At 32.5% G+C, this 24689-nt stretch carries 28 protein-coding genes; 16 read left to right on the top strand and 12 right to left on the bottom strand.

Going from position 1 to position 24689, the window contains the following annotated elements; all coding sequences use genetic code 11:
- Positions 1-343: 343 nt before the first annotated feature.
- Both B8963_RS12125 and B8963_RS12120 read right to left on the bottom strand, forming a co-directional pair.
- Positions 344-1027, bottom strand: a complete 684-nt coding sequence (locus B8963_RS12125; RefSeq protein ID WP_084061795.1) for a LytR/AlgR family response regulator transcription factor — start codon at positions 1025-1027, stop codon at positions 344-346.
- Complete coding sequence (locus B8963_RS12120; protein WP_084061794.1) at positions 1024-2052, bottom strand: sensor histidine kinase; 1029 nt, start codon at positions 2050-2052, stop codon at positions 1024-1026. The genes B8963_RS12125 and B8963_RS12120 overlap by 4 nt, the downstream gene beginning before the upstream one ends.
- Before the next feature lie 191 nt (positions 2053-2243).
- Here B8963_RS12120 and B8963_RS12115 point away from each other — a divergent pair, with 191 nt between their 5' ends.
- From B8963_RS12115 to B8963_RS12085, 7 genes are all read left to right on the top strand, one after another.
- Positions 2244-2534 (top strand): EF-hand domain-containing protein, encoded by a 291-nt coding sequence (locus tag B8963_RS12115; protein WP_084061793.1) that lies wholly within the window; start codon positions 2244-2246, stop codon positions 2532-2534.
- Positions 2535-2564: 30 nt separating this feature from the next.
- Positions 2565-3332 carry a YHYH protein gene (locus B8963_RS12110; protein WP_084061792.1) on the top strand — a complete coding sequence of 256 codons (768 nt, stop codon included), beginning with the start codon at positions 2565-2567 and terminating at the stop codon, positions 3330-3332.
- 10 nt (positions 3333-3342) lie between these two features.
- A complete protein-coding gene (locus B8963_RS12105; protein ID WP_084061791.1) occupies positions 3343-3969 on the top strand; it encodes a toxin-antitoxin system YwqK family antitoxin in 627 nt (208 codons plus the stop codon).
- 3 nt (positions 3970-3972) lie between these two features.
- Positions 3973-4656: an SCO family protein gene (locus tag B8963_RS12100; RefSeq protein ID WP_084061790.1), complete on the top strand. Its 684-nt coding sequence runs from the start codon at positions 3973-3975 to the stop codon at positions 4654-4656.
- A gap of 702 nt (positions 4657-5358) precedes the next feature.
- Positions 5359-5808, top strand: coding sequence for a KTSC domain-containing protein (locus B8963_RS12095; protein WP_084061789.1), 450 nt, complete (start codon positions 5359-5361; stop codon positions 5806-5808).
- A 180-nt stretch (positions 5809-5988) separates the two neighbouring features.
- Positions 5989-6927, top strand: a complete 939-nt coding sequence (locus B8963_RS12090) for an EamA family transporter (RefSeq protein ID WP_084061788.1) — start codon at positions 5989-5991, stop codon at positions 6925-6927.
- 65 nt (positions 6928-6992) lie between these two features.
- Complete coding sequence (locus B8963_RS12085; RefSeq protein WP_084061787.1) at positions 6993-7697, top strand: 3-keto-disaccharide hydrolase; 705 nt, start codon at positions 6993-6995, stop codon at positions 7695-7697.
- A 20-nt stretch (positions 7698-7717) separates the two neighbouring features.
- Here B8963_RS12085 and B8963_RS12080 read toward each other — a convergent pair whose 3' ends face one another.
- From B8963_RS12080 to B8963_RS12055, 6 genes are all read right to left on the bottom strand, one after another.
- The gene (locus B8963_RS12080; protein WP_084061786.1) at positions 7718-8296 is read right to left on the bottom strand and encodes a pseudouridine synthase; all 579 of its coding nucleotides are present in this window, start codon (positions 8294-8296) and stop codon (positions 7718-7720) included.
- A 193-nt stretch (positions 8297-8489) separates the two neighbouring features.
- A complete protein-coding gene (locus tag B8963_RS12075) occupies positions 8490-9170 on the bottom strand; it encodes a type 1 glutamine amidotransferase domain-containing protein (protein ID WP_084062165.1) in 681 nt (226 codons plus the stop codon).
- A gap of 16 nt (positions 9171-9186) precedes the next feature.
- Positions 9187-10347 (bottom strand): iron-containing alcohol dehydrogenase, encoded by a 1161-nt coding sequence (locus tag B8963_RS12070; RefSeq protein ID WP_084061785.1) that lies wholly within the window; start codon positions 10345-10347, stop codon positions 9187-9189.
- Between the two features lie 21 nt (positions 10348-10368).
- Complete coding sequence (locus B8963_RS12065) at positions 10369-11367, bottom strand: NADP-dependent oxidoreductase (RefSeq protein WP_084061784.1); 999 nt, start codon at positions 11365-11367, stop codon at positions 10369-10371.
- 11 nt (positions 11368-11378) lie between these two features.
- On the bottom strand, positions 11379-12011 hold the full coding sequence (locus B8963_RS12060) for a nitroreductase family protein (RefSeq protein ID WP_084061783.1): 633 nt from the start codon (positions 12009-12011) through the stop codon (positions 11379-11381).
- 22 nt (positions 12012-12033) lie between these two features.
- Complete coding sequence (locus B8963_RS12055; protein ID WP_084061782.1) at positions 12034-12612, bottom strand: TetR/AcrR family transcriptional regulator; 579 nt, start codon at positions 12610-12612, stop codon at positions 12034-12036.
- A gap of 131 nt (positions 12613-12743) precedes the next feature.
- Here B8963_RS12055 and B8963_RS12050 point away from each other — a divergent pair, with 131 nt between their 5' ends.
- Positions 12744-12992 carry a DUF6515 family protein gene (locus B8963_RS12050; RefSeq protein ID WP_084061781.1) on the top strand — a complete coding sequence of 83 codons (249 nt, stop codon included), beginning with the start codon at positions 12744-12746 and terminating at the stop codon, positions 12990-12992.
- A gap of 136 nt (positions 12993-13128) precedes the next feature.
- On the opposite strand, the gene B8963_RS12045 is transcribed toward B8963_RS12050, so the two are convergent.
- On the bottom strand, positions 13129-13722 hold the full coding sequence (locus B8963_RS12045; protein WP_084061780.1) for a DUF4494 domain-containing protein: 594 nt from the start codon (positions 13720-13722) through the stop codon (positions 13129-13131).
- A gap of 281 nt (positions 13723-14003) precedes the next feature.
- Between B8963_RS12045 and B8963_RS12040 the strand changes: the two genes are divergently transcribed.
- The 3 genes from B8963_RS12040 (at position 14004) to B8963_RS12030 (ending at position 19039) form a co-directional block, all read left to right on the top strand.
- Positions 14004-15431: a CotH kinase family protein gene (locus B8963_RS12040; RefSeq protein WP_084061779.1), complete on the top strand. Its 1428-nt coding sequence runs from the start codon at positions 14004-14006 to the stop codon at positions 15429-15431.
- Positions 15432-15673: 242 nt separating this feature from the next.
- Entirely contained in the window at positions 15674-16159 is a 486-nt protein-coding gene (locus B8963_RS12035; RefSeq protein ID WP_084061778.1) for an Mpo1 family 2-hydroxy fatty acid dioxygenase, read from the top strand.
- Between the two features lie 246 nt (positions 16160-16405).
- A complete protein-coding gene (locus B8963_RS12030; protein ID WP_084061777.1) occupies positions 16406-19039 on the top strand; it encodes an MGH1-like glycoside hydrolase domain-containing protein in 2634 nt (877 codons plus the stop codon).
- Positions 19040-19110: 71 nt separating this feature from the next.
- Here the strand turns inward: B8963_RS12030 and B8963_RS16040 are convergent, their stop codons facing one another.
- A complete protein-coding gene (locus B8963_RS16040; protein WP_200810837.1) occupies positions 19111-19659 on the bottom strand; it encodes a heavy metal-binding domain-containing protein in 549 nt (182 codons plus the stop codon).
- Between the two features lie 243 nt (positions 19660-19902).
- Between B8963_RS16040 and B8963_RS12020 the strand changes: the two genes are divergently transcribed.
- From B8963_RS12020 to B8963_RS12010, 3 genes are all read left to right on the top strand, one after another.
- Positions 19903-20484 (top strand): fasciclin domain-containing protein, encoded by a 582-nt coding sequence (locus B8963_RS12020; protein WP_084062162.1) that lies wholly within the window; start codon positions 19903-19905, stop codon positions 20482-20484.
- Positions 20485-20610: 126 nt separating this feature from the next.
- Positions 20611-21120 carry a CIA30 family protein gene (locus B8963_RS12015; protein WP_234989661.1) on the top strand — a complete coding sequence of 170 codons (510 nt, stop codon included), beginning with the start codon at positions 20611-20613 and terminating at the stop codon, positions 21118-21120.
- Positions 21121-21165: 45 nt separating this feature from the next.
- Complete coding sequence (locus tag B8963_RS12010; protein ID WP_200810836.1) at positions 21166-21528, top strand: DoxX family protein; 363 nt, start codon at positions 21166-21168, stop codon at positions 21526-21528.
- A gap of 54 nt (positions 21529-21582) precedes the next feature.
- On the opposite strand, the gene B8963_RS12005 is transcribed toward B8963_RS12010, so the two are convergent.
- A complete protein-coding gene (locus tag B8963_RS12005) occupies positions 21583-21933 on the bottom strand; it encodes a DoxX family protein (protein WP_084061775.1) in 351 nt (116 codons plus the stop codon).
- Positions 21934-22033: 100 nt separating this feature from the next.
- Between B8963_RS12005 and B8963_RS12000 the strand changes: the two genes are divergently transcribed.
- A complete protein-coding gene (locus tag B8963_RS12000) occupies positions 22034-23272 on the top strand; it encodes an FAD-dependent oxidoreductase (RefSeq protein ID WP_084061774.1) in 1239 nt (412 codons plus the stop codon).
- A gap of 138 nt (positions 23273-23410) precedes the next feature.
- Here the strand turns inward: B8963_RS12000 and B8963_RS11995 are convergent, their stop codons facing one another.
- Positions 23411-23755, bottom strand: a complete 345-nt coding sequence (locus B8963_RS11995) for a winged helix-turn-helix transcriptional regulator (protein WP_084061773.1) — start codon at positions 23753-23755, stop codon at positions 23411-23413.
- Between the two features lie 245 nt (positions 23756-24000).
- On the opposite strand from B8963_RS11995, the gene B8963_RS11990 reads away from it, so the two are divergent.
- Complete coding sequence (locus B8963_RS11990; protein ID WP_084061772.1) at positions 24001-24675, top strand: NAD(P)H-dependent oxidoreductase; 675 nt, start codon at positions 24001-24003, stop codon at positions 24673-24675.
- Positions 24676-24689: the final 14 nt, after the last annotated feature.

Below are 24689 nucleotides of genomic sequence, written 5' to 3'. Positions count from 1 at the left end.
GATTTTTGTTTTATCTGTAACGTCTTTTGGCATTCCAGATTCTACTAGTTGATGACTCTAGAGTTTGATGAATTTGATGTTTGTTTAATGATTCCATGATTGTTATTTTTTGATTAATAATTATTGATTTATACTAACAAGACGAGGAGGAATTAAATTTGTTACAGTACTATGTAATAAAAGGTACTATTTTATGTTTATTTTAACATAGGTAAATTTCAAAATAAAGCATAAGTAACTGTATATCAATTTTTTATAATAAAATTGATATATGAATTTTTATTTCAACAAAAAAGATATTTTATGAAATAGAGCGCTGTAGGAAGTATGTATTGAAATAATTTTAAGAAAATAACTCTGTTTTAACCTTATCAAAATAGCTATCACTAATAGGAATTCTATTTTCATCGATTAAGAGTTCTCGACCTTTTAGTGCCGTAACTTTAGATTTATTTACAATATAGGATCTATGTACTCGAAGAAATAGTGTACTAGGAATTTCATTCTCTAGTGATTTTAATGACATTAAGCTTAATATTTTCTTTTCAGTTGTGTAAAAAGTAACATACTCACTTTCGCTTTTTATAAAGTTGATATCTGCATATTTAACTTTATATAAATCATATCCAGATTTTATGGTTATTGAATCACTGGCAGTGTAAGGAATAGTATTTTGTTTTTTAAATTTACCAACGGCTTCTAAAAATCGAGAAAAAGTAATGGGTTTAAGTAAATAATCTAAAGCATTTAAATTAAACCCTTCAATGGCGTACTCGGTATATGCCGTAGTAAATATAATTTTAGTTTCGTTTCCTATAATTTTTGCCAAGTCTGTTCCTTTGAGCTCAGGCATTTGTATATCAAGAAAAATAAGATCAATGGGTGTTTCTTTTATTTTCTGTAATGCATTAATCGGATTTTCAAATTCTCCAACTAAATCTAGATAGTCCACTTCAGCAATGTAAGTTTTCAATAACGTACGTGCTAGTTCTTCATCATCAATGACTAAACATTTTATCTTATTCATGCTAGTTGCAGTCTTAAATTAACTTTAAAACTATGGTTGTTATTCTTTATATCCAAAGTATACCTATTAGAATATACTATTTCCAATCGTTTTTTAACATTACTCAAGCCAATTCCACCAACAGCATCTTTTTGTTTAAGCGATTCTGTTTTAGTATTTTCTACTTCAAAGTAAATCTCGTTGTCCTTTTCTTTCACACTAATGTGTATAAAAGTATCCTCAATTTTTTCAATGTTACTATGTTTAAAAGCATTCTCGACAAAGGGAATTAATAACATTGGTGCAATTGGTGTATTCTTGTTTTGAATCTCAAATAATGTTGTAATTGGGTACTTTTTGCTACTTTTTACGGTGAATAATTTTATATAATTCTCTATGTATTCAATTTCTTTTTTTAACGGCACCGTAGGTTGTTCGCATTCATAAAGCACATAACGCAACATATTAGATAAGTAACTAATACTTTCTTGAGTTTTTCCAGTATCTATTGCAGATAGCGCATAAATATTATTTAAGGTGTTGAATAAAAAATGCGGATTTATCTGTGATTTTAAAAGTTTTAATTCGGTCTCTAATTTCTCGTTTAAATTTTTAATAGTTTCTTCTTCCTTTTTTTGAGCGAAGATTAACGTTTCCAAAAAAATGCCAATCACTACCGAAATACTTAAAATTAGAAAGTTGACAAAAAATTTAGGAATTGGTTTTCTAAAGTTAGGTATATCATTCATTCTAGGACCTCTATTGCCCATTGGAGGTGCATCAGGTAATGTAAAAGGGTAAGACATAATAAAACAAGCAACTATTATGGCACTTAAGCATAGTATAAAAAACGTGCTATACTTTTTATTTAATAATAGCACTGGCGCGGCGTAATAAATAAGTCCGGCTAATAGTATAATTTGAAAAATATAAACAAGTAAATTTTCTTTTAAAAACTGGATACTACCACCTTCAAAAAACCACAAGATAACCCACAAGGTCATCCATAATGCTACTTGCAGCAAAAATCTTTTTGTCTGTTTCATACCGCAAATAAAAGTAAAATAAAAATATCAGAAAGCTATTTATTACTATCGATTCTTGATGTTATAACTATTTCACTGAGTGAAAATTGGGCTTTACTGAATTGTTTTCTGCGTTCACTGAATGTTTAACTATGGCATTACCTATTTGTAGATCTTTGATTAAGATTTAGTAATAATTTAAATAATTAAAAATGAAAAATAGTATTGTAAAATTAGGTGTTCTGAGTGCATTTTTATTCATGGTTTCTTGTGGTAATGCACAACAAAATGAAAAAGGTGGAAAGCAAAAACCTCCAACGTATAAAGAGCTTTTAGAAAAAATGGATGCCAACAAGGATGGTTTGCTTTCTAAAGAGGAAGTAAAAGGACCATTAAAAGATGATTTCGCAAAAATTGATAGCGATGAAGATGGTTTAATTTCAGAAGCTGAATTTAAAAAAGCTCCAAAGCCAAAGCGTCCTGAACGTGATCAAAAGCAATAAAAATTACATTAACAAATTAAAAGTTGTATTATGATAAATAAAAAAATAATTGCTCGAATTGTTCCTTCATTGGTACTATTGTTAACCATTACTGTTTCTTTTTTTGCTTGTAGTAGCGATTCAAGCACGGATAGTGATACCGAAATAGAGGAGGAGACTGTAACGGAATTACATGCCGCATACAGCGCATTTAATACGGATGCTACTACAATATATTTAGATGGTTCAGAGGTTGTAATTGAAACCACAGGATTGCCAAATCATGAAACAGTATATTGGGGTGAAGGGAATACGCTTTATAAAGACGAACCTGATGTAGCAAGAACGCCAAGTATCATGTCTAGTAATAATAATGCTACAACCATAAGAGTGGATGCTACTCCAAACAAAACAGGCTCAACAGTGACTACACAATTAGGTACTATTGGAATAGCGGTAAGTGGGGCCTCAATTTTTAATGATCAAGAGGGCAACGGAGCTTTAAACCAAGCAGCAGCAAGTCTGGATTGGACAGGGGCACACATTGGCCCTGGAGTATATCATTATCATTTAGAACCTAAGGCGTTTACTAATGATGACGCTAACTTGGTAGGAATTCTGTTAGATGGGGTATTTCTATATGGAAGAAAATGTAATGCTTCTGGAGCTTATCCAACAGATTTAGATGCCTCTGGTGGCCATACTTCTGCAACACAATATACCGATGGCGCTGAAGAATATCATTACCACATCATAAATGAAGTATATTCCACAACAGGTTCTTATATAGCCTTTGCCGGGCCGTATAGAGGTTATTAAAATACAGCTTATGCAATTTGTAAAATCGTTTCTTGCGTTGTTTTCTGTTTTTTTATTAGCACAGTGTAAAGAGAGAACTCTGGAATCTACTGCTGTAGCAAAGGCAAATACTATAGAATTTAATGTAACAGTGATAATTGATAGTGTAGTTGTTTTGAAACAAGATTTACTATTAAACCAGTTAAATGGGATTTGGAATTATAATAATGTACCGTATAATGGATATGCTGTAACCTATTATCCAAATGGTAAGATACAGGAAAAACTAGGTTTTTATAAAGGCAAAAGAGAAGGCGTTGCAGAACGATGGTCAGAAGCTGGTGTATTGCGAGAGGAAAGAAATTTTCACCAAAATAAGCTTGTAGGTAACTATAAAGCATGGTGGGAAAATGGAGGTATAGCAGAAGAATCGGTCTATGTAGATGGTTTACTTGATGGTGAACAGAAACAATGGTACCCTCATGGTCAATTATCAAAGCTACGTCATCTAAGCAAGGGTAACGAGGATGGTATGCAAAAGGCATGGTTAAAAAACGGTACCTTATATGTAAATTATGAAGCAAAGAACGGACGCGTATTTGGTTTAATGCGGTCTAATTTGTGCTACGAATTAAAGAATGAAGTTGTAACCCGATAATTCATGAAAAAATACATCACTTTTATGATAGTTGTAGCCTTATTTGGTTGCAAAGATGCGAGTGTTAAAAAAGAGCAGACGGCTGATGCGAGTAGGGTAGCGCATTTACCTTATTATAATGAAGCGTCTTTTACACCGCATTGGATAACTCCAAATACTGATGACGAAAAGGCGTTTCATAAGATTCCTGATTTTAAATTAGTAAATCAGTTGGGTGATACTGTTACTCAGAAGACTTTTGATGATAAAATTTACATTACAGATTTTTTCTTTACTAGCTGTCCTGGCATTTGTCCGCAAATGTCACAAAGTATGCTGAAACTACAGGAAGAATTTAAAAATGATGATTCAGTTGCATTTTTATCCCATTCGGTAACGCCTAGTATTGACTCAGTTTCGGTTTTGAAAACCTATGCCTATAAATTAGGCGTAATTTCCAATAAATGGCATCTGGTAACAGGTGATAAAACAGAAATCTATAATTTAGGAAGAAACGAATATTTTGTAGAAAACGACCTGGGAATACCAAAAGATATAAATGATTTTCTACATTCTGAGAATTTTTTATTGATAGATAAAAACAAGCATATTCGCGGAATATATAACGGGCTAAACAGGGCGTCAATGACTCAACTTGTCATAGATATAAAAACTTTAATGCAAGAAGAAAGTCAAACGGTGTTATAAAAAAAGATCCTGATGAAAATCTGTATGGAGATTTTACTCGTATATTACTCCAAGAAGTTCTTGCGGAATACCTAAAAATAAAAAAGACCGACATTATTTGTCGGTCTTTTTTTGGTTTAGATTGGTATTCTTCCAGTTAAAGAATAATTATTGTAAGGATTATGGTTATTTATAGGGTATTCATTACATTTTAATAGCTAAATAAGCTATCTAAGTTAAACGCAATGAAAAAATAATCTCATTATTTTGCGTACTCTTTTAATTTGTATTTACCTTTTTTCTTTTGGATACAATAGGTTTAGCAAATTATTTAAAAAAAAGTCAACAGTTTTCTAAGGTGTTTTTAGCACCAAAATAGTCTAAAAAGAAACCTAAAGATCAAGTTCTATAAAACTCCAGAACAAGAAACAATGGTTAAAATAGCTATTAAAATGATAAATAAGAGTATAGATTTTCTCATAAAATTCCCCCGAATTTGTTTATATGCCTCAAGTTTGTCAATTAGATTCAATATTCAAGTTTTTTTAGGTACAAGACGAATTTTCACGATAAAACGCTTTTTTTTAACACAAACAAGCTTTATCTGTCAGTAAATTTGAGGATCGTATTCGTGTATGTAATTGATTTATAGTTTATAATAAAAAAGCTTTTCAAATCAATAAAAAGACGTAGTTTCGCGGCTTATTTTCAAAAAGTTGTAAAATGAAGCGTATAAACGAGTATAAAAAATTGTTTTCTGTTGAAAAAGAAATCGATTTAAAGGAGCTAAAGAATACTTATAGAAATTTAGTGAAACAATGGCATCCTGATAAATTTCAAGACGGAGATGATCAAAAGGCCGAAGCTGAACTAAAAAGCAGACAAATTATAGATGGTTATCATTTTCTTGTAAGTATTGCGCCTGAAACAAAATCGGCTAATCTTGAGGAATATAATAAACTTACAAATGAATCTGGAATATTAGATTTTCAACATAAGGGATTATTGTTAGAGATTACTTTTTTAGACGGTTCTACTTATGAATATTTTGGGGTACCGAAAAGTATTTATGTAAAATTGATTAACTCACCTAAACAATATCGTTTTGCTAAGCGAAGCATATTTAATAGCTATTTATACCGTAAATCCAAGAAGAATTTACAAGAAGCATAAAAAAACTAATCTTTAAATAAATAAACCCGGTAACAACTTGTTGCTGGGTTTCCTTTTTTAAGAACATAATCGTTAGATTAGTACAAATTCTTAATATTGTTTAATAACTAAAACTAAAGATTATCGCTAATTCCCAAACTTATTCTTAATCTTGTACTTACTAAATCGTAGCTAAGCATTATGGCAAAATCATCTAATACCGCTTTAATTATACTTGCTTTTTTTGCTATTTATGTAATTTGGGGTTCTACTTATTTATTAAATAAAATTGCGGTAACGGAGCTTCCAGCTTATATGTTAGCTTCAATTCGCTTTGTATCTGCCGGATTATTAATATTTGGTATTTGTAAAATATTGGGTATTTCAGTAAAAATTAGTGCTAAACAATTAAAGAATTCATTTATTGCTGGTTTTTTGTTTTTAACCTTCGGTAATGGTGTTTTTGTATGGGGTTTAAAGTTTGTGGATAGTGGATTTGCTGCGTTAGAAGTAGCTGCAATGCCGCTTATAGTTTTAATCCTAATGCGGGTTGTTGATGGCAAAAAAATACAACCTATGAGTATTGTAGGAGTTATTCTTGGGATAATCGGAATCTATTTGTTGGTTAGTCAAAAGCAGATTGTTCAAAAAGAAGAAACACTACTCGGAATGATCATTATATTTTTTTGTGTTTTAGGCTGGTCTGCAGGAAGCTTATTTGTTTCTAAAGCTAAACTTCCGGAAAGTTATTTGGTAAATACGGCCTACCAAATGGTTACTGCAGGATTATCATTATTTGTAGTAAGTTTAGTAGTTGGTGAACAATGGAGCTGGCCTACTGCTTGGAGTGGTCGCGTGCAGTTTTCCATGACCATGCTTATTGTTTTTGGCAGTATAGTAGCCTTTTCTGCATTTAATTATTTATTAAAAACGGTTTCTCCAGAAAAAGTGGCAACATCTAGTTATGTTAATCCTGTCATTGCTTTAATTTTAGGATGGTATATTTTAGATGAACAAATAACAACGCAATCAATTTGGGCAGCTGTAATTCTTTTAACAGGTGTTTATTTTATTAATACCAAAAAGAAGTTGGTTTTATATTCCAGATTTAAGGGAAAATTTTACGGCAAAAAACAGTAAATTAAATTTAATTAATCGGCTGTTAATTAGGGGTTTAATCAGGTTAATGTAAACTAAATTTTAATATGACGAAATTATTTTACTTAGTAATTTTTTGTATCGTTTTAGTTGGCTGTAATACCAAATCTACAAGTCTGTTTAACGGAAAAAATCTGGAAGGTTGGCATGTAGATGTACCCGAGATGGGCACCATACCTTCTACCATAAATCCTTTTATAGTTAGAGATGGTCATCTGGTTAGCCTTGGAACACCAAGAGGGCATTTAATTACGAATAAAGAATATAAAAATTATCGATTAAATATTGACTATAGATTTGTTGGCACGCCAGGCAATTGTGGAATTCTAGTATATGCATCAACGCCAAGAGCTTTATATAAAATGTTTCCAAAATCTATAGAGGTACAAATGGAGCATGAAAATGCAGGTGATTTTTGGTGTATTCAAATGGATATCGCTACAGAAAATATGCTAGAACGTCGCGGTCCAAAAGAAGATTGGGGTATAGTTGAAGGTAAACTTAGACGAATTAAAAATTTAACTGATGAATCAGAAAATCCTGTAGGTGAATGGAACACCATGGTGATAGAGTGTTTTGAGGGTGAAATAAAAGTTTGGGTAAATGACGATTTTGTAAATCATGGTTACAATGCTGAAGAAACTATTGGGCAGATTGCAATACAGGCAGAAGGATCTGAAGTTGAATTTAGAAAGATTGCTTTAACCCCAATTTCAGCTATCAGTGAATCTAAAAATAAAGATTTAGAGTAGTTATTAATTAGGATAGTACATTAGATTAAGAAATCTAATGGAATAACTTCACCTGGTTTCATGTTTTCTAATAAAACTGTACCAATTCTTACACGCACTAAACGTATGGTTGGATAGCCTACAGCAGCCGTCATTTTACGCACCTGACGAAACTTACCTTCTGTTATTGTAATACTGATCCAAGAATTAGGTCTGTGTGCTCCAATACGTAATTTTTTATCAGGTTCAGAAAGGGTAGGAGCGTCGGTCAGTAATTTGGCTATACATGGTTGGGTTACGTATTTTTTACCAGCAAAACCTATTTCAATTCCGTTTGTGAGCATATTTAAGGCTTCATTTGTTATTAATCCATCCAATTGCGCGTAATACTCTTTTTCGATTCCAGATTGATTTATGGTGTCACTTAGTTTTCCATCCGTAGTTAAAAGCAGTAAGCCTTCAGATTTTTCATCTAAGCGTCCTACAGGCATTATGCCCTCAGGAAAATTATATACATTACCTAAAAATAGTTTGTTACGAGACTCTTTAGCGTCATTTGATGTAAACTGACTCAAGACACCAAAAGGTTTGTGAAGTTTAAAATGTTTATGCTTATTCATTGCGCCATGAAAGATACAAACAGAAACTAATTTCTTAAAAAATATATTTAGCGGGAGGTGTGCTTTACTGAAATGTGTAGTGCGTAATTCTAATTTTTTGGTCTAGAATCTAGAGAGTAAAGAGAATAAAGAGAATAAAAAGCCTGAAGACATATTGTTTTCAGGCTTTTTTAATGTTTAATGAAGTCGAAAATTAATTTAGTGCTGCTAATAGTTTTTCAGCAACTAATTCCGAAGATGCTGGATTTTGACCTGTAATTAGGTTGCCATCTTGAACAGCATAAGCAGCCCAATCAGCTTCATTAGAATACATACCGCCATTTTCAATTAGCATATTTTCTACTAGAAATGGAACAACTTCTGTTAATTGTACGGCAGCTTCTTCAGAATTGGTAAAGCCAGTCACTTTTTTACCATGTACAAGAGGCGTTCTCTTATCAATACCTTTTACATTTTTTAATGCAGCAGGTGCATGGCATACAAAGGCAATTGGTTTTTGCTGCGCATTAAATTGTTCAATTAATGCAATCGAGTTTTTATCATTAGCCAAATCCCATAAAGGACCATGACCACCAGGATAAAAAACTGCATCAAATTCATCCGCGTTAATTGTAGACAAAACCTTTGTGTTTTTAATTTTGTTCTGAGCAACAGTGTCTTTTTTAAAACGTTCTGTAGCTTCGGTACTTGCACTTGGAGTATCGCTACTTGGATCAATAGGTGCAGCGCCACCCTTTGGTGTAGCTAAAGTAATTTCAGCGCCTTTATCCAATAAATTATAATACGGACTTGCAAATTCTTCAATCCAAAAGCCTGTTTTTTTTCCTGTATCTCCTAATTTGTCATGAGATGTTAATACAAATAATATTTTCATTTTATCTTTTTTAATTTTAGTAAGCCATTTTAACAATTTTCTCTGCATCGTTCGGGGTTAGAGATTTATGTTCCCCTAAACCTAACCAACCTCTATCGGTAAAACGTTTAGCAATTTCTTCAGCCGTACCTTCATAATCTTTGGTATAGTCCGATAGTTTAGTCTCGATACCTAACTCCTTAAAGAATGCTTCGGTTTTTTCTATGGCGGCATAAGCCTTATCATCTATACTACCATTGGTAATATTCCAAACCCTTTCTCCGTATTGTGCAAGTTTTACTTTTTTAGCTTCAAAATTGTATTTGTAATGACTTGGCGCGATTACAGCCAATGTTCTTGCGTGGTCAATACCAAATAAAGCAGTTAATTCATGCCCCATCATATGTACCGCCCAATCGCCTGGAACACCTTGTTGAATTAAGCCGTTTAATGCCATGGTACAACTCCACATAAAGTTTGCAGCAGCTTCATAATTGGTAGGATCTTTTAATACTTTAGGAGCAACTTCAATTAAGGTTTGTAAAATGCTCTCAGCAAAACGATCTTGTAACAAACCACCAACTGGGTAGGTCATATATTGTTCTAAAACATGCGTAAAAGCATCCGTAATTCCGTTTGCAATCTGATGCTTAGGAATAGAAGTAATTACCTGTGGGTCTAGTATAGAAAACGCCGGAAATAAACCAGGACCTCCCATAGCTAACTTTTCTTTTGTCTCTTTTCTAGTAATTACGGAGCCAGAGTTCATTTCAGAACCAGTTGCAGGTAGGGTAAGTACGGTACCAAAAGGCATTCCTTTTGTAGATCTGATATTATTTTTTAAAATATCCCAAGGCGTTTCACCTTCGTATAGTGCTGCAGCTGATAAAAATTTAGTTCCATCAATTACAGAACCACCACCAACAGCTAAAAGATAGGTGATATTTTCTTTTTTAATAATTGTTAAAGCCTCCATTAAAATAGCATACTCTGGATTCGCAGGAATACCTCCAAATTCAATAACATTAACATTTGCTAAGGCCGATTTTACTTGATCGTAAATTCCGTTTTTTTTGATGCTTCCTCCGCCATATAGCATTAATACTTTGGCATCAGTCGGAATCTCTTTAGCTAATTTTCCAATAGTATCTTTTCCAAAAATTATTTTTGTTGGATTTTTATATTCAAAATTATTCATAGTCCTTTTTTTAATTTTCTTTTAAATTTTCACAATCATTTTCCCCTTGTTTTTTCCATCAAATAAATCAAGAAATGCACTCGGGATATTATCAAAACCTTCTACAATGGTTTCGGTATATTTTAATTTTTCATCAGCTAACCAAGAAGCTAATTGCTTCGTTGCTTCTGGAAATTTTTCAGCATAATTAGATACTATAAAACCTTGCATTAATGCACTATTTTTCACTAAAAAAGGTTGTACGCTTAAACCCGTTGGTAGTTCTGTATTATTGTAAACAGAAATAGCACCACAAATAATCATTCTCGCGAATTTGTTAATGTTAAAAAGCACAGCATCAGAGATAGGACCACCCACATTATCAAAATAAATATCCACTCCATTGGGTGCTGCGGCTTTAATAGCAGCATTCATATCTTTAGTTTCATTGTAATTAATACCGGCGTCAAACCCAAAATCTGAAGTAAGCATTTCAATTTTTTCATTAGTGCCAGCAATTCCTATAACTCGTAAGCCTTTTATTTTAGCTATCTGACCAACTATACTGCCTACGGCTCCAGCAGCACCAGAAATAACAATGGTTTCCCCCGCTTTAGGTTTTCCAATTTCAGTTAATCCTAAATAAGCTGTTAATCCAGTCAATCCAAGAACCCCCAAATAAGCACTTAAAGGAGCTAAATCTTTATTCACTTTGGTTAAACCCTCGCCGTTAGAAATTTGCTGTGTTTTCCACGGCAACATTCCCGCAAGATAATCGCCAGCTTTAAAGGTGTTGTGCTTAGATGCAATTACTTTTGCTACAATCCCTGAACTAATTGGCTTACCGACTTCAAAAGGCGGTATATAAGATTTTGCATCACTCATACGCCCTCTTAAATAAGGGTCGACAGAAACGTAGTTTGTTTCTAATAGTAATTCACCATCTTTTATTGTTAATTCAGAATCATCTTTTAAAAATTCGAAATCTGATGCAGTTGGTTTGCCAACAGGTCGTTGCTTTAATATAATTGCTCGATTCATAATCATTTTTTTTAATCTATTACCGTTACTAAATCTTCAGTACTTTTTCTGACTTTCGTTAGATTTACCAACCAATCTTTGTCTTCTTGTCTGTAGCCTAAAGGTAACAATACAGCACTCCGTAAACCTTTTTCGCGCAGTCCTAATATTTTGTCTACAGCATCAGGATCAAAACCTTCAATAGGTGTAGCATCTACGCCTTCAAATGCAGCAGCAGCTATGGCTTGTGAAAAAGCTATATAGGCTTGCTTTGCAGCGTGATTAAAGTTTACCTCAGCATCTTTTTGAGGATAAGAATTTAATAACATTTGTCTATAATTCTCCCAGCCTTCATTTTTAAAACCACGAATTTCATTGGTTAAATCAAACATTTTATTAATTCGCTCTGCCGTGTAGGTATCCCAAGCCGCAAACACCAATAAATGTGAGCAATCTGTTATTACAGACTGATTCCAAGCTACGGGTTTTATTTTTTCTTTTATTTCTTTATTGGTAATAACGTAAATTTCAAAAGGCTGTAAACCGCTTGAGGTAGGGGCCAAGCGTGCAGCCTCAATAATACGATCTATTTTATCTTGTGGAACTTTTTTACCATTCATCGCTTTTGCGGCGTATCTCCAGTTTAATTTATCTAGTAATTCCATTTTTAGTTATATAATTAATTTATTATTTTTTTATGCTATCCCAAGCTGCTTGGTAGGCTTCTTCTATATGCTCTTTAGTTAATTCAAAGACACTTCTTTGCTGCATGATCATTAAAAAAGACAATGGATTTATAGTATAAGCATATAACAAATAGTCCGAAATAGGTTTTAGTATTCCTTCTTGCTTTCCTCTTTCCCACAATTGAAGCAATGGTTGTAAATGCTTGATACCTTCTTGCCTGCTAGATTCATCAATCATAGGGGTATTATCGCATTGTGCTAAAAACATAGCTTCTTCACATTCTTTTAGTTTAAAATCTGCTATTCGTTTCCAAATAATCTCAAATCCTTCCTTAAGATTCATTTGATCATTATAGGTTGCAAACGCATAGCTTGTAAAAGTTTCTTTAACTTCTAAATACGTTTTGTTTACCAAATCTTGTTTGCTATCAAAATAGAGGTAAATCGTAGCAGGTGATACATTTGCCATTTTAGCAATCTTAGACATAGGCGTATCGTGAAAGCCATTATTGTTAACTAAATGTATCGTTGCGCGAATAAGAGCTGCTTTTTTTTCTATGCTTTTTTGAAGTGTAGCCATGATTAATATAATTACAGAGCAAAGTTAGTGCAAAAAAAGAATGAACATTCATTTTTAACTTATTTTAACAACAGTTTAAACATTTTAAATCATATTGAATAACTTTTTTTCATCAATATTGAGGCCTATTTGTGGATGAAGTGACTGTCCTTGCGCCAAGTATTGGATTAAGAATACGTAGTTTGCCTATTGGTTACAGAACTATAAAATTTAATAATAGAAATTATTTTTTCTTTGATGGTGTATTTTATCAATCTTACGATAAGGAGTACCAAGTAGTGCAGCCGGAAGTTGGAACAATTGTTTATGAGCTTCCTGATAAGGCAGAAAAAGTGGTGCTTGACAATCAAGAATATTGTGAGTATAATGATGTTCTTTAGGAAAAATTCAATATCAAGGAACACGTGCCTATGAAGTTGTTGCCATTATAGAATAATTCCCAAAAAACTATAAAAAAATAAAGGGAAGCTCTTTCGTAGAAAAGACTTCCCTTTAATATTATACCAAATATAGCTTTTATTCCTCTTCTACGCCTAGCGGCTCAAAAGTAGTATTTTGTTCCTGAGCAATGGCATCTGCTAATTCTAAATCTTCGTTTAAATTTCCTATCTGTGGCGTAGAGGCTTTTGCGGCGTTAAACTTTTCTAATCGCTCCAAATCATCTTCTTCACCAGAGAAATAAGGAAAAACATCCATGATAGGCGATTCCGTAATGGAAGGAATTGTATAATCGCCCATAGTGTCTTTCATAACCGAAACAGTGTTGTCGTAGGCCTCTTTAACATCATTTGCTTGAACTAGAAGATACATATTTGTTTTACGTTCCTTACCGCTTTCTTCATCAAAAGCAATTAAAGATACTTTAGATTTAAACCAACGGTCTGAATTTTCAAAAGGATGAATTTCAGAGTAATTAGCGACTTTAATATTTGTTATTTTAATTTCATCACTATCACTTAAGTAGGCAGCCATCTCTTCTGTAATTCTACTTTCAGCTTCTGTATACGAAATAGCATCCACTAAAAATGGCTCTGTTTTCACTTTTTGCATGCCTGTAGCATCATCTAATTTTCTGTATTTTACTTTACACTCGTACCAAGTTGCACTCATAATTTATTTGTTTTTGGGGTGCCAAAAGTAGGTGTAAATAAAACTTTTTTCACTTTTAACAAGTAAGAGATATTCACAATTTTCCACTACAGTATCCAATGTATTCTCTATAAGGGAGTTAGTTCAAAAAAAAATAGCCTTCTAATTTTTGGTTTTTATTTTACTGAATGGAGCGTTTATTTTACTTAAAAGTTGAGCCTACTCACTGAAAGGAAAAATTCTGCATACTACTTATTAGCACCTTTGTTAAAGGAATATTCATTAACAAATAAAAAATAGATATGAAAAAGGGTAGTATAATTTTTGGCTTAGCATTTCAACTATTGCTAGTATTTGCTTGCTCAGATAACAGTTCCAGTGTTACAGACAATACCATTGATGAATCATCTAATGAAGTAACTTATGTAGAGGATTATTCAGATTCAACTTTTGAAGTTACAGATTGGACAACAGAAACCCATAGTAAATCAGCGGACCCAAATTATGATGAAGTATTTGAAGATGATGCGGTAAAACGTATTGATATTGTTATAACTGCAGATCGTTGGCAAATGATGCTTGATGATATGACAGCTACCTATGGTACATTTGGTCGTACAAATGCAGGTTCGGGCTTAATAGAATCAGATGAAGATCCAATTTTTGTTCCAGGGGAGGTGTTCTACGAAGGCAAAGAGTGGTATCGTGTTGGTGTAAGATTTAAAGGTAATTCTAGTCTGCAATCTACTTGGTCTAGTGGTAATTTAAAATTATCGTTTAAATTAGATTTTGACGAATTTGAAGATCAATATCCGCAAATAGATAATCAACGTTTTTACGGATTTAAAAAACTGAGTCTAAAAAATAATTACAATGATAAATCTATGTTACGTGAAAAAGTGGCAACTGATGTTTTCAGAGATTTTGGAGTGCCAAGTTCAAAGGCGGCATTTTATACAGTTTATGTAGATTTTGGTGATGGCCCAACATATTTTGGCGTGTATACATTAGTGGAAGAGGTAGATGATACCTTAATTGATACACAATTTTCCGATAACGATGGTAATTTATATAAGCCAGATGGCACAGGTGCAAGCTTTGTTGCAGGTACATTTACAGAAGATGTTTTTGTAAAGAAAACTAATGAGGACGATGCAGACTATTCAGATATATTAAACTTATTTAGTGCCTTACATGCTGATAACAGAACAACTGATCCTGTTGCTTGGCGTGCAAATTTAGAAACGGTATTTGATGCAGATGAGTTTTTAAAATATTTAGCAGTAAATACAGTAATTCAAAATTGGGATACTTATGGAAGAATGACACATAATTATTATTTATATAATAATGCAGATACGGAGAAATTATCTTGGATACCATGGGACAATAATGAAGCATTACAAGTAGGTAATAGAGAAGGTGCCTTGGCATTAGACTTTTCTAATTTAAACTCAGCCGAATGGCCATTAATAGGATATCTATATCAAGATGCAACTTATAAAGAAAAGTACGATGAATATGTCGAAAGTGTTGTAGCAACGGTATTTAACGCAAGTATTATGCAGCCTAAGTATACCTCTTATGCTAATTTAATAGCGCCTTATGCAAATATTGAAGTTGCAGGTTATACTTTCTTAAATTCAAGTTCCGATTTCCAATCAGCAATAAATGAATTAAAAAGCCATGTAACATCTAGAGAAAATGCAGTAGTGGATTATTTAGATTAATGTTGACACGTATTTGAGTATTGTTAAAAGGTTTAATTTAATGTAAGTTTTCACTCAAAAACCCAACATATATACTGTTGGGTTTTTTGAATTTAGTGTTTTATATTCTGACTTATATAAAAGGATTTAACTTATAAATATCACAAAAATCATTTTTTTAACAGTTTATATTCTAAAGTTTAATTTTTTAAGAAATATTTGTATTATTACACAACCATTAACTATAAATTATAAAGCTAATCATGAGAAAAATTGACATTTTGTTGAATGAATATGGCGAAAGTCATCAAACAAAAATGAACAAAAACATACATTTTGTATGTGTCCCCTTAATTTTTTTTAGTTTAATTGGTTTACTTGCAAGTATTCCAGTACCACAAACATTTACGAATTTTTTCCCTTCTATTGTGCAGCCCTACATGCACTTAGGAACCTTTGTTATCTTATTAGGTTTAATTTATTATTATCGCTTATCAAAATATTTATTTATTGGTATGGTTTTATTTTCCGCACTAGTATTACTAATAATACAGTTAATTGCCATAAGCTTTATGACGCCATTATGGACTATTATGCTCGCTATTTTTGTTGTGGCATGGATCGGACAATTTGTAGGCCATAATCATGAAGGAAAGAAGCCATCGTTTTTAAAAGATTTACAATTTCTAATGATTGGTCCCGCTTGGACATTAAGTCATTTTTTTGAGGCCTTTGAAATTAAGTTTTAATAATAAAATATAATCTGTCTTTGGCTTTATTTAGAGCTATTTGTTAATGGAGAGCATCTTTTAATAAATACCTCAACAAATTTCTTCTTTAGCATATTAAACGCATTTTTATACTAAGTCTTTAAAAGTATAAGAGCAATTCTATTAATTAGGTAAAATTGCTTAGTACTGTTCTTGTTTATGCAAAGTATGTGCTATTTTTGAGGATTAGAGAAAAATTAAAAGGAATTCACTTTACAAAAACATATGACGTACAAAAATGCTGAGGCTGAAAGATTAGCCACTCCAAGTATTTACCAAAATTGGAAAAGATGGGGGCCATATTTGGCGGAAAGACAGTGGGGAACAGTACGAGAGGACTATAGTGAAAATGGAAATGCATGGGATTTTATAGATCATGAAAAAGCTCGTAGTAACGCCTACAGATGGGGAGAAGAGGGAATTGGTGGTTACTGCGATTCTCGAGAAATACTTTGTTTAGCCCCTGCTTTTTGGAATGGTAAGGATACCATCATAAAGGAGCGTTTATTCGGATTAACCAATAATCAAGGAAATCATGGTGAAGATGTTAAAGAGCTTTATTTTCATTTGGTTTCTACACCAACGCATTCGTATAGTAAATATTTATACAAATATCCACAGTCTAAATTTCCTTATGAAGATTTAGTTAAGAAAAATGCTAGCCTATCACGCGCTGATAATGAATATGAGTTATTAGATACTGGTATTTTTAAAAACAATAATTATTTTGACTGCTTTATAGAATACGCTAAAGCTGATGTTGGCGATATCTTAATGAAGATCACCGTGGTAAATAGAAGCGCAAAAGCTTCAAAAATACACGTACTTCCACATTTATGGTTTCGTAATTTTTGGAAACATAATAAAAGATTTGAACGTCCTAACATGAAAGCGATAACCAATACTATGGTGCAATCTAGAAGTGTTAGAAATGGACGATATTATTTATACCATGAAGATGCTCCCCAATTGTTTTGTGAAAATGAAACAAACAATGAGCTAATTTATAATGTACCTAACGAGGTTGGTTATGTAAAAGATGGCATTAACGATCATGTTGTTAATGGTAAGAATACCGTAAATCCAGATAAAAACGGATCTAAATTTGCAGTATGGCACAAACTTAACCTTAAACCAGGTGAAGAAAAAAGCATTAGAATTAGGCTTAGTAAAAAGAAACTTGAAAATCCATGGGAGAATTATGATTCGGTTTTTAATAGTCGCATTCAAGAATGTGAATCTTTCTATGACGATATAATCAGTAAAAGCTTAGCAAAATCGCATCAAGAAATTGCCAAGAAGGCTTTTTCAGGGTTGTTATGGACAAAACAGTTTTTTTATTACGATGTTAATAAATGGCTCAATGGCGGTCCAGGAGAATCTAAACCTTACCGTACTAGCGACCGTAATATAAGTTGGCAACATTTAACTAACAGACATGTAATTTCTATGCCAGATAAGTGGGAATATCCTTGGTATGCGGCATGGGATTTAGCTTTTCACATGGCCTCTTTTGTAGAAATTGATGCGCATTTCGCCAAAGAGCAGCTTTTACTAGTACTTAAAGAGAGCTATATGCATCCAAACGGGCAAATTCCAGCTTATGAATGGAATTTTAGCGATGTAAATCCTCCGGTGCATTCATGGGCCGTATGGACTGTTTATGAAAAAGATAAAAAGAAAACTGGTAAAGGAGATAGTCTATTTCTAGAGACTGCTTTTCAAAAGTTACTTATTAATTTTACGTGGTGGGTAAATCAAAAAGACGTTAGCGGAACTGATTTGTTTGAAGGCGGCTTTTTAGGTTTAGATAATATAGGTGTCTTTGATAGAAACCATATGCCACAGGGTATAACAAGAATGCAACAAGCCGATGCTACCAGTTGGATGGCAATGTTTACCCTAAATATGCTTCGAATTGCTTTAGAGTTGGCTAAGACCAATAGGGCTTATGAAGATTCGGTAGCTAAATTTTTTAGGCATTTCTTGAATATTGCTTGGGCCATGCATCATATTGGTAAAAAAGATATTTCGTTATGGGATGATGAGGATAATTTTTATTACGATGTTGTAGAAATGTCTAATGGCACCACAGATCGCTTAAAAGTAAGGTCCTTAGTAGGGATTATTCCTTTATTTGCTGTTGAAATTATTCATAAAGATTTATTTGAAGAATTAAAGGAATTTAGTAGAAGGGCAGCCGAAATTGTTAGATCTAGACCTGATTTGGCTTCATTAATCTCGAATATTGAAGAAACTAATGACGATGGCAATTATTTGTTTTCCATAATGCGTGGTTTCAGGTTAGAGCATCTGCTAAAACGAATGCTAGATGAAGAAGAATTCTTATCGGAATACGGAATTCGTTCTTTGTCTAAATATCACGAAAAACATCCGTTTGTATTTGCACATCATGGGCATCATGAAATTCAGTATGAGTCTGGCGAAAGTCGTTCTAACATGTTCGGAGGAAACTCCAATTGGCGTGGTCCTATATGGATGCCATTAAATTATATGATTATACAATCGTTAAGAAAGTACTATAAATTCTATGGTCCAAAGTATACTTATGAATTTCCTACAGGGTCTGGTACAAAACTGAATTTAAATCAGATTGCTAATGAGCTTTCAAAACGATTAATAAAACTTTTTGAACCTAATAAAGACGGTAAATTTCAATACCATTCAGATGATGTAGATATGGTATTTACTAAAAACGAACATTTTAAAAACCATCATTTCTTTTACGAGTTCTTTGATGGCGATTCTGGGAAAGGTTTAGGAGCTTCGCATCAAACAGGATGGACTGCTTTGATAGCTAATTTAATAATGGAGCTAGAGAATAATAAAGAAATCTAATCCAATGATAAAAAAAGTGCGGAGTAATTAACTACTCAGCACTTTTTTTTATGCTTTAGTTTAAAATTTTACTAATGCGACTCATGCGTTTCAGTAGCATGTTTTGCACAATTTGGATTGCTACATTTTCCGTCATCGCCCATAGTGCACTCCATTTTTTTGCTGTGTTCTTTACAATTTTTACAGCTGCATTTTTCTCCTTCACATTTGCACTTACCGTCTTTATGCATGGTGCATTCCATTTTTTCGGTATGCATTTCACAATTTGGATTACTGCATTTTCCATCTTCACCCATTTTGCATTCCATTTTTTCGGCATGTTCCGAACATTTAGGGCATTTACAATTTATATCATCACAACTACACTTTCCGTCCTTGTCCATAGTACAAGACATTTCTTTACTATCATTTTCTAATAAAGCCAATTCCATTTTGCAAACAGGGCATGTGCCTGCATGGTCATATGTTTTACCATCTTCACAATTCATTGGGCATTGGTATCTTGTTTCGGCAACTAATTCAGATTTCACTTCTTCTTTAGTTTCATTTTTTTTGTCTTTACATGCAGTAAACACAAGTATAATAATAAGTACAGGGAGGAATAGCGTTTTTATTTTCATGGTTAAATGTTTAAGGTTTTTAAGTGTAAATAAAATTAGATTTTAATTAGTCTATATTTCTATTTCAAATTTAAGTTTATAAATCTAATAGAACAAAGATTTAAAATTGAATACTCCTTTATACAACTTAATTAGCTGATATTATTGATAGTAGACTACAATTCAACATATTTGTTTAATGTTTTGTTAAATAAGTTAAACAACATGTTTAATTGTTTTACATTTGAAAAAAATAAAGAAGCTATGAAAATTTTAAAAGTATTAAGTTTTGCCGCAATAGTAGGTGTATTTGTTGCCTCTTGCGGTGAGGAAAAAAAGGAAATGAAAGAACAAGCGCTTGCAGAGATAAATGAAAACCCTGTATCGATTGTTGAAAATAAAACACCTAATATTGTAGAGGTAGCAGCAGGTAATGAAAACTTTTCAACTTTAGTTGCTGCAGTAAAGGCAGCTGATCTTGTGAGCACATTAAGTGGAGATGGACCATTTACCGTTTTTGCGCCAACAAATGCTGCTTTTGAAAAGTTACCTGAAGGAACTGTAGAAACACTTTTGAAGCCAGAGAATAAATCAACGTTAACTGGTATTTTAACTTATCATGTTGTTGCTGGAAAATTCGATGCCGCTTCTGTGATTGATGCCATTAATAGTAATGACGGTAGTTTTACAGTAACGACGGTACAGGGAGGAACAATTACCATGAGTATTCAGGATGGTAAGGTGATGTTAAAAGATGCAAAAGGAGGAATGGCAACTGTTGTAATTGCCGATGTTGATGCCTCAAATGGTATTATACATGCTATTGATGCAGTGGTAATGCACTAATTTATTGAAGATTTTTTAAAAATCAGAAACGTGAACAAAGCCATTACATAATTGTAATGGCTTTATTGTTAATTATTTATGATTAATACCTTTTACAAAACTAGTTTAATTATATTTTTTATACTCATGAAAACTATGTTACAAGATAGTAGTACTGTTATAATAGATTTTAAAAACAGAGAAGACATTTCTGATTGGACCATCTTAGACGATAGTGTTATGGGAGGTATATCTCAGGGATATTTTACATTAAATAATTCAGGGAATGCCTTGTTTTCTGGTACAGTGCGAACAGAAAATAATGGTGGATTTTCTTCTGCTCGATTTGGCTTTAAGACCATAGATATTACCAATTATAAATCTATTAAACTTAAAGTAAAAGGGGATGGTAAGGTTTATCAATTTAGAATTAAGGATGATAGATCGCAGCGCTATTCTTATATACATAGCTTTAAAACAACTGGTAAATGGGAAACTATTACTATAAACCTTGACGCTTTTTATCCGAGTTTTAGAGGAAACAGGTTGGATAAGCCTAATTTTTCAGCGAATAAAATTGAAGAAATTACCTTTTTAATTGGAAATAAAATTAGAGAATCGTTTTCCTTAGAAATAGAAAAAATATATTTAGAATAAAGACTTAAAACAATCCTATTACTAACCTAAACAAATATTAAGAAAATGAATTATTTAATTATTGCTTTGCAGTGTATTGTAAGTTTTAGCTTACTAAATGTATGGCTAATACAAAATAAAAAACCAACTCAGTGGCGTGGAGGTAATGCAACGACAATCATCGAAGAATTTCAAGAATATGGACTTCCAAAATGGATGTGTTATTTTGTAGGAACATTGAAAGTTTTGTTGGCTATTGGGCTTTTTGTGGCCATTTGGGTTCCTCAACTTCAGCGACCCTTCGCATTAGGGCTCGGTGCGTTATTGGTAGGTTCTATTCTTATGCATTTAAAAATAAAAGATCCTTTAAAAAAGTCGTTACCTGCTTTTCTATTTTTAATGATGTGCCTAGTTATTGCCTATTTTTAATAAAGTATCATTATATAGATATAATACAACTACGCTATAAATTTTGTTCAATTTTTAAAATATATTTAAAAATTGAAGGTATGCGATATACGCATTAATAAAAGCATAGATTAGAGAGGGTGCTGACTGTACTACAGAATCTTTTATTTTTAATCTTACGCCAAAACCAAGTAGCATTAACAAAGCAAGTCCAATAGCAGCAATGAGTACTAGTATTGGTAAATAAAAATAACCTACTAACAGGCCAACTGCGCCAGTTATCTGCAAAACACCAACAGTATTGCGCTGTTTGTCTAAACCGTATCTAATAAATTCGGTTTTTAAACTTGGATTAATTAGGCATGCTAGACCAAAGTACGTAAAGGAACAAGCGGAAAAGAATAGCAGAATGTTAAATAGAATCATAGCGTTTGCAAAGATAAATGAAATCCATACAGGTATTATCTTAAAATACCATTCGTTCAAGTTTTAATGAATACCATTATTTGAAAATTTTTTAATAGTCATGCAAAATAGAAATAAACGAATTGCCATTATTGGTGCTGGTATAAGTGGTCTTGTAGCCGCTAAAGTTTTAGAAGAAAATGGCTTTAGTGCTGTTATTTACGAAAAAACAGATAGGGCAGGAGGACGTTTGAAAACAGATATTGTAGAGGGTTTTCAAATGGACCAAGGTTTTCAAGTGCTTTTAGATGCTTATCCTATGGCGAAAAAACATTTAGATTTTTCAAAGCTTAAATTACAAAAGTTCATCCCTGGAGCTGTAATTTATAACAAGAGTAATAAATATACTTTAGGCGACCCAATTAGAAATATTTCTTTATTAAGATCTACATTGACTTCTAACATAGGTAATTTAAGTGATAAATTTAAGATAGTCCGACTATCAATTGCGCTTCGACGAAAAAGTATAGATCAAATATTTGAGGAAACAGAAACTACTACCAAAGCTTTTTTGGAAACATATGGATTTAGTGAGGGAATGATTAATTTATTCTTTAAGCCTTTTTTTGCAGGTATTTTTCTAGAACCATTTTTAGAAACTTCTAGTCGCATGTTTCAGTTTGTTTTTAAAATGTTCGGAGAAGGTTCTGCTACACTTCCTATTGGTGGTATAGCTGCAATACCAGAACAATTATTAGCTAGTTTGTCAGCAACAAAAATTCAATATAATGTTTCCGTAAAGGATCTATCCGAAAACAAATTAACGCTTGATAATGGCACTGAAATTGAGTTTGATTACGCAATTATTGCTACGGAACCACGGTTTAAAAACTCGTATACCAATCAGCTTAATTGGAAACGTTGTGACACACTTTATTTTACAAGCAGTAATCGCGATATTTCCAAACCATTAATTGGTTTAATTGCAGATGAAGATGCGCTAATAAATAATATTTTTTATCATACCAGTCTAGGAATGGATGTTAAAACGGAGGAAGAATTGCTATCTGTAACAGTGGTAAAACAGCATAATCTTTCTAATGCTGAATTAGTAGAAAAGGTTCAACAAGATTTAAATACTTATTGCGGAATTAATAATTTGCATTTTCTTAAACACTACGCTATTTCAAAGGCTTTGCCAGATAAAAAAAATATAAAAAATAAAACAACGACTCAAGAAATAACAATGAATAAAAATACTTTTCTAGCTGGTGATTATCTTTTAAATGGTTCTTTAAATGCAGCAATGGCGTCAGGAGAGCATGCGGCATTAGCTCTTATTTCAACGATGAAGATTTAAGGTTTAAAGGGTAATGTCTTTAAAGTTTATAGCACAAAATTCTCCGATTAAGCATTTTTTATAAATTGAGAAACATAAAATAAGAATGATAATTGCATAGCCATGGGTTAAGTGAAAATCAAGTATATTTTAGATTTATTATTCTATTACTTCTCCTTTTTCTTCAACAGCAGACACGCCCCAATCTGCAATTATTTGCACTACTGGTATTAATGTTTTACCAAAATCAGTCAATGAATATTCGACTTTCAAAGGAGGTTTAGAAGTGTACACTTTTCTTTTAATGATGCCATCTTCTTCTAAAGTTTTTAGCTGCAAACTTAATGTGCGCTCGGTAACCGTGGGCATTTGTTTTCTTAATTCACTATAGCGAAGTGTTCCTTCAATTAAATGAAATAAAATTACGGTCTTCCATTTTCCACCAATTACACCCATAGTTAAACTAGCACAACATGGATATTCTTTCCCTTTAAATTTATACATAAAACACCGTTTTAAATTTAATTTTAAATACAAAGGTATTATACTATACTAAATTATACAACTATACATTTTATAGTTATTTTAACAATAGCTATTAACCCTTGTTTTTATTGATTTTTTAGCGTATTTATTAATCGAAAATGTATACTATCATTTTTGACTGGTATTGTCAGTTTTAAATACTATACATACTTTTGTCACTATACTTTTGATAGTAAGATAAATATAAATAGAAAAATACAATAATGATTACACCAAACATTGCACAAGAAGACATTTTAAACGCATTTAATTATAGACATGCTACAAAAGAATTTGATGCCAGTAAGACTTTAACTGATGATCAAATTAATTTTATATTAAAAACGGCCAACTTATCACCTAGTTCATTTGGTTTTGAACCTTGGCATTTTGTGGTGGTTCAAGATAAAGAGTTAAGAGAGCTTTTAAAACCTGTTGCTTGGGGCGCGCCGTTAAAATTAGATACTGCCAGTCACTTTGTTTTAGGTTTAGCAATGAAAGCGCCTATGGTAAAGCATAACGCACCTTATATTGAACATATGATGAAAGAGGTAAAACAAATGCCTGCCGAAGTTATAGAAATGTATTCTAAATTTTACAGAGAATTTCAAGAGCGCGATTTTAACTTGGATACCGATAAAAAGTTATTCGATTGGTCTTCTAAACAAACGTACATTGCATTGGGCAATATGATGACAGCTGCTGCATTAACAGGCGTAGATTCTTGCCCAATTGAAGGTTTTCACCAAGAAAAAGCAGAAGCTTTATTACAGGAGAAATTTGGAATTGATACCGATAAATACGGATTGGCTTTTATGGCTGCCTTTGGGTACAGAAAGGCGGACCCGGAATTTCCAAAATCTAGAAGAGATTTTGATGATATCGTAACTTGGAAATAAGTATGGACTCGATA

The sequence above is a fragment of the Cellulophaga tyrosinoxydans genome (genome assembly GCF_900176415.1).
In the GTDB taxonomy this organism is placed as follows: Bacteria; Bacteroidota; Bacteroidia; order Flavobacteriales; family Flavobacteriaceae; genus Cellulophaga; species Cellulophaga tyrosinoxydans.
The sequence above is the reverse complement of the archived record's forward strand: the minus strand, read 5'-3'. Positions and strand labels throughout refer to the sequence as shown.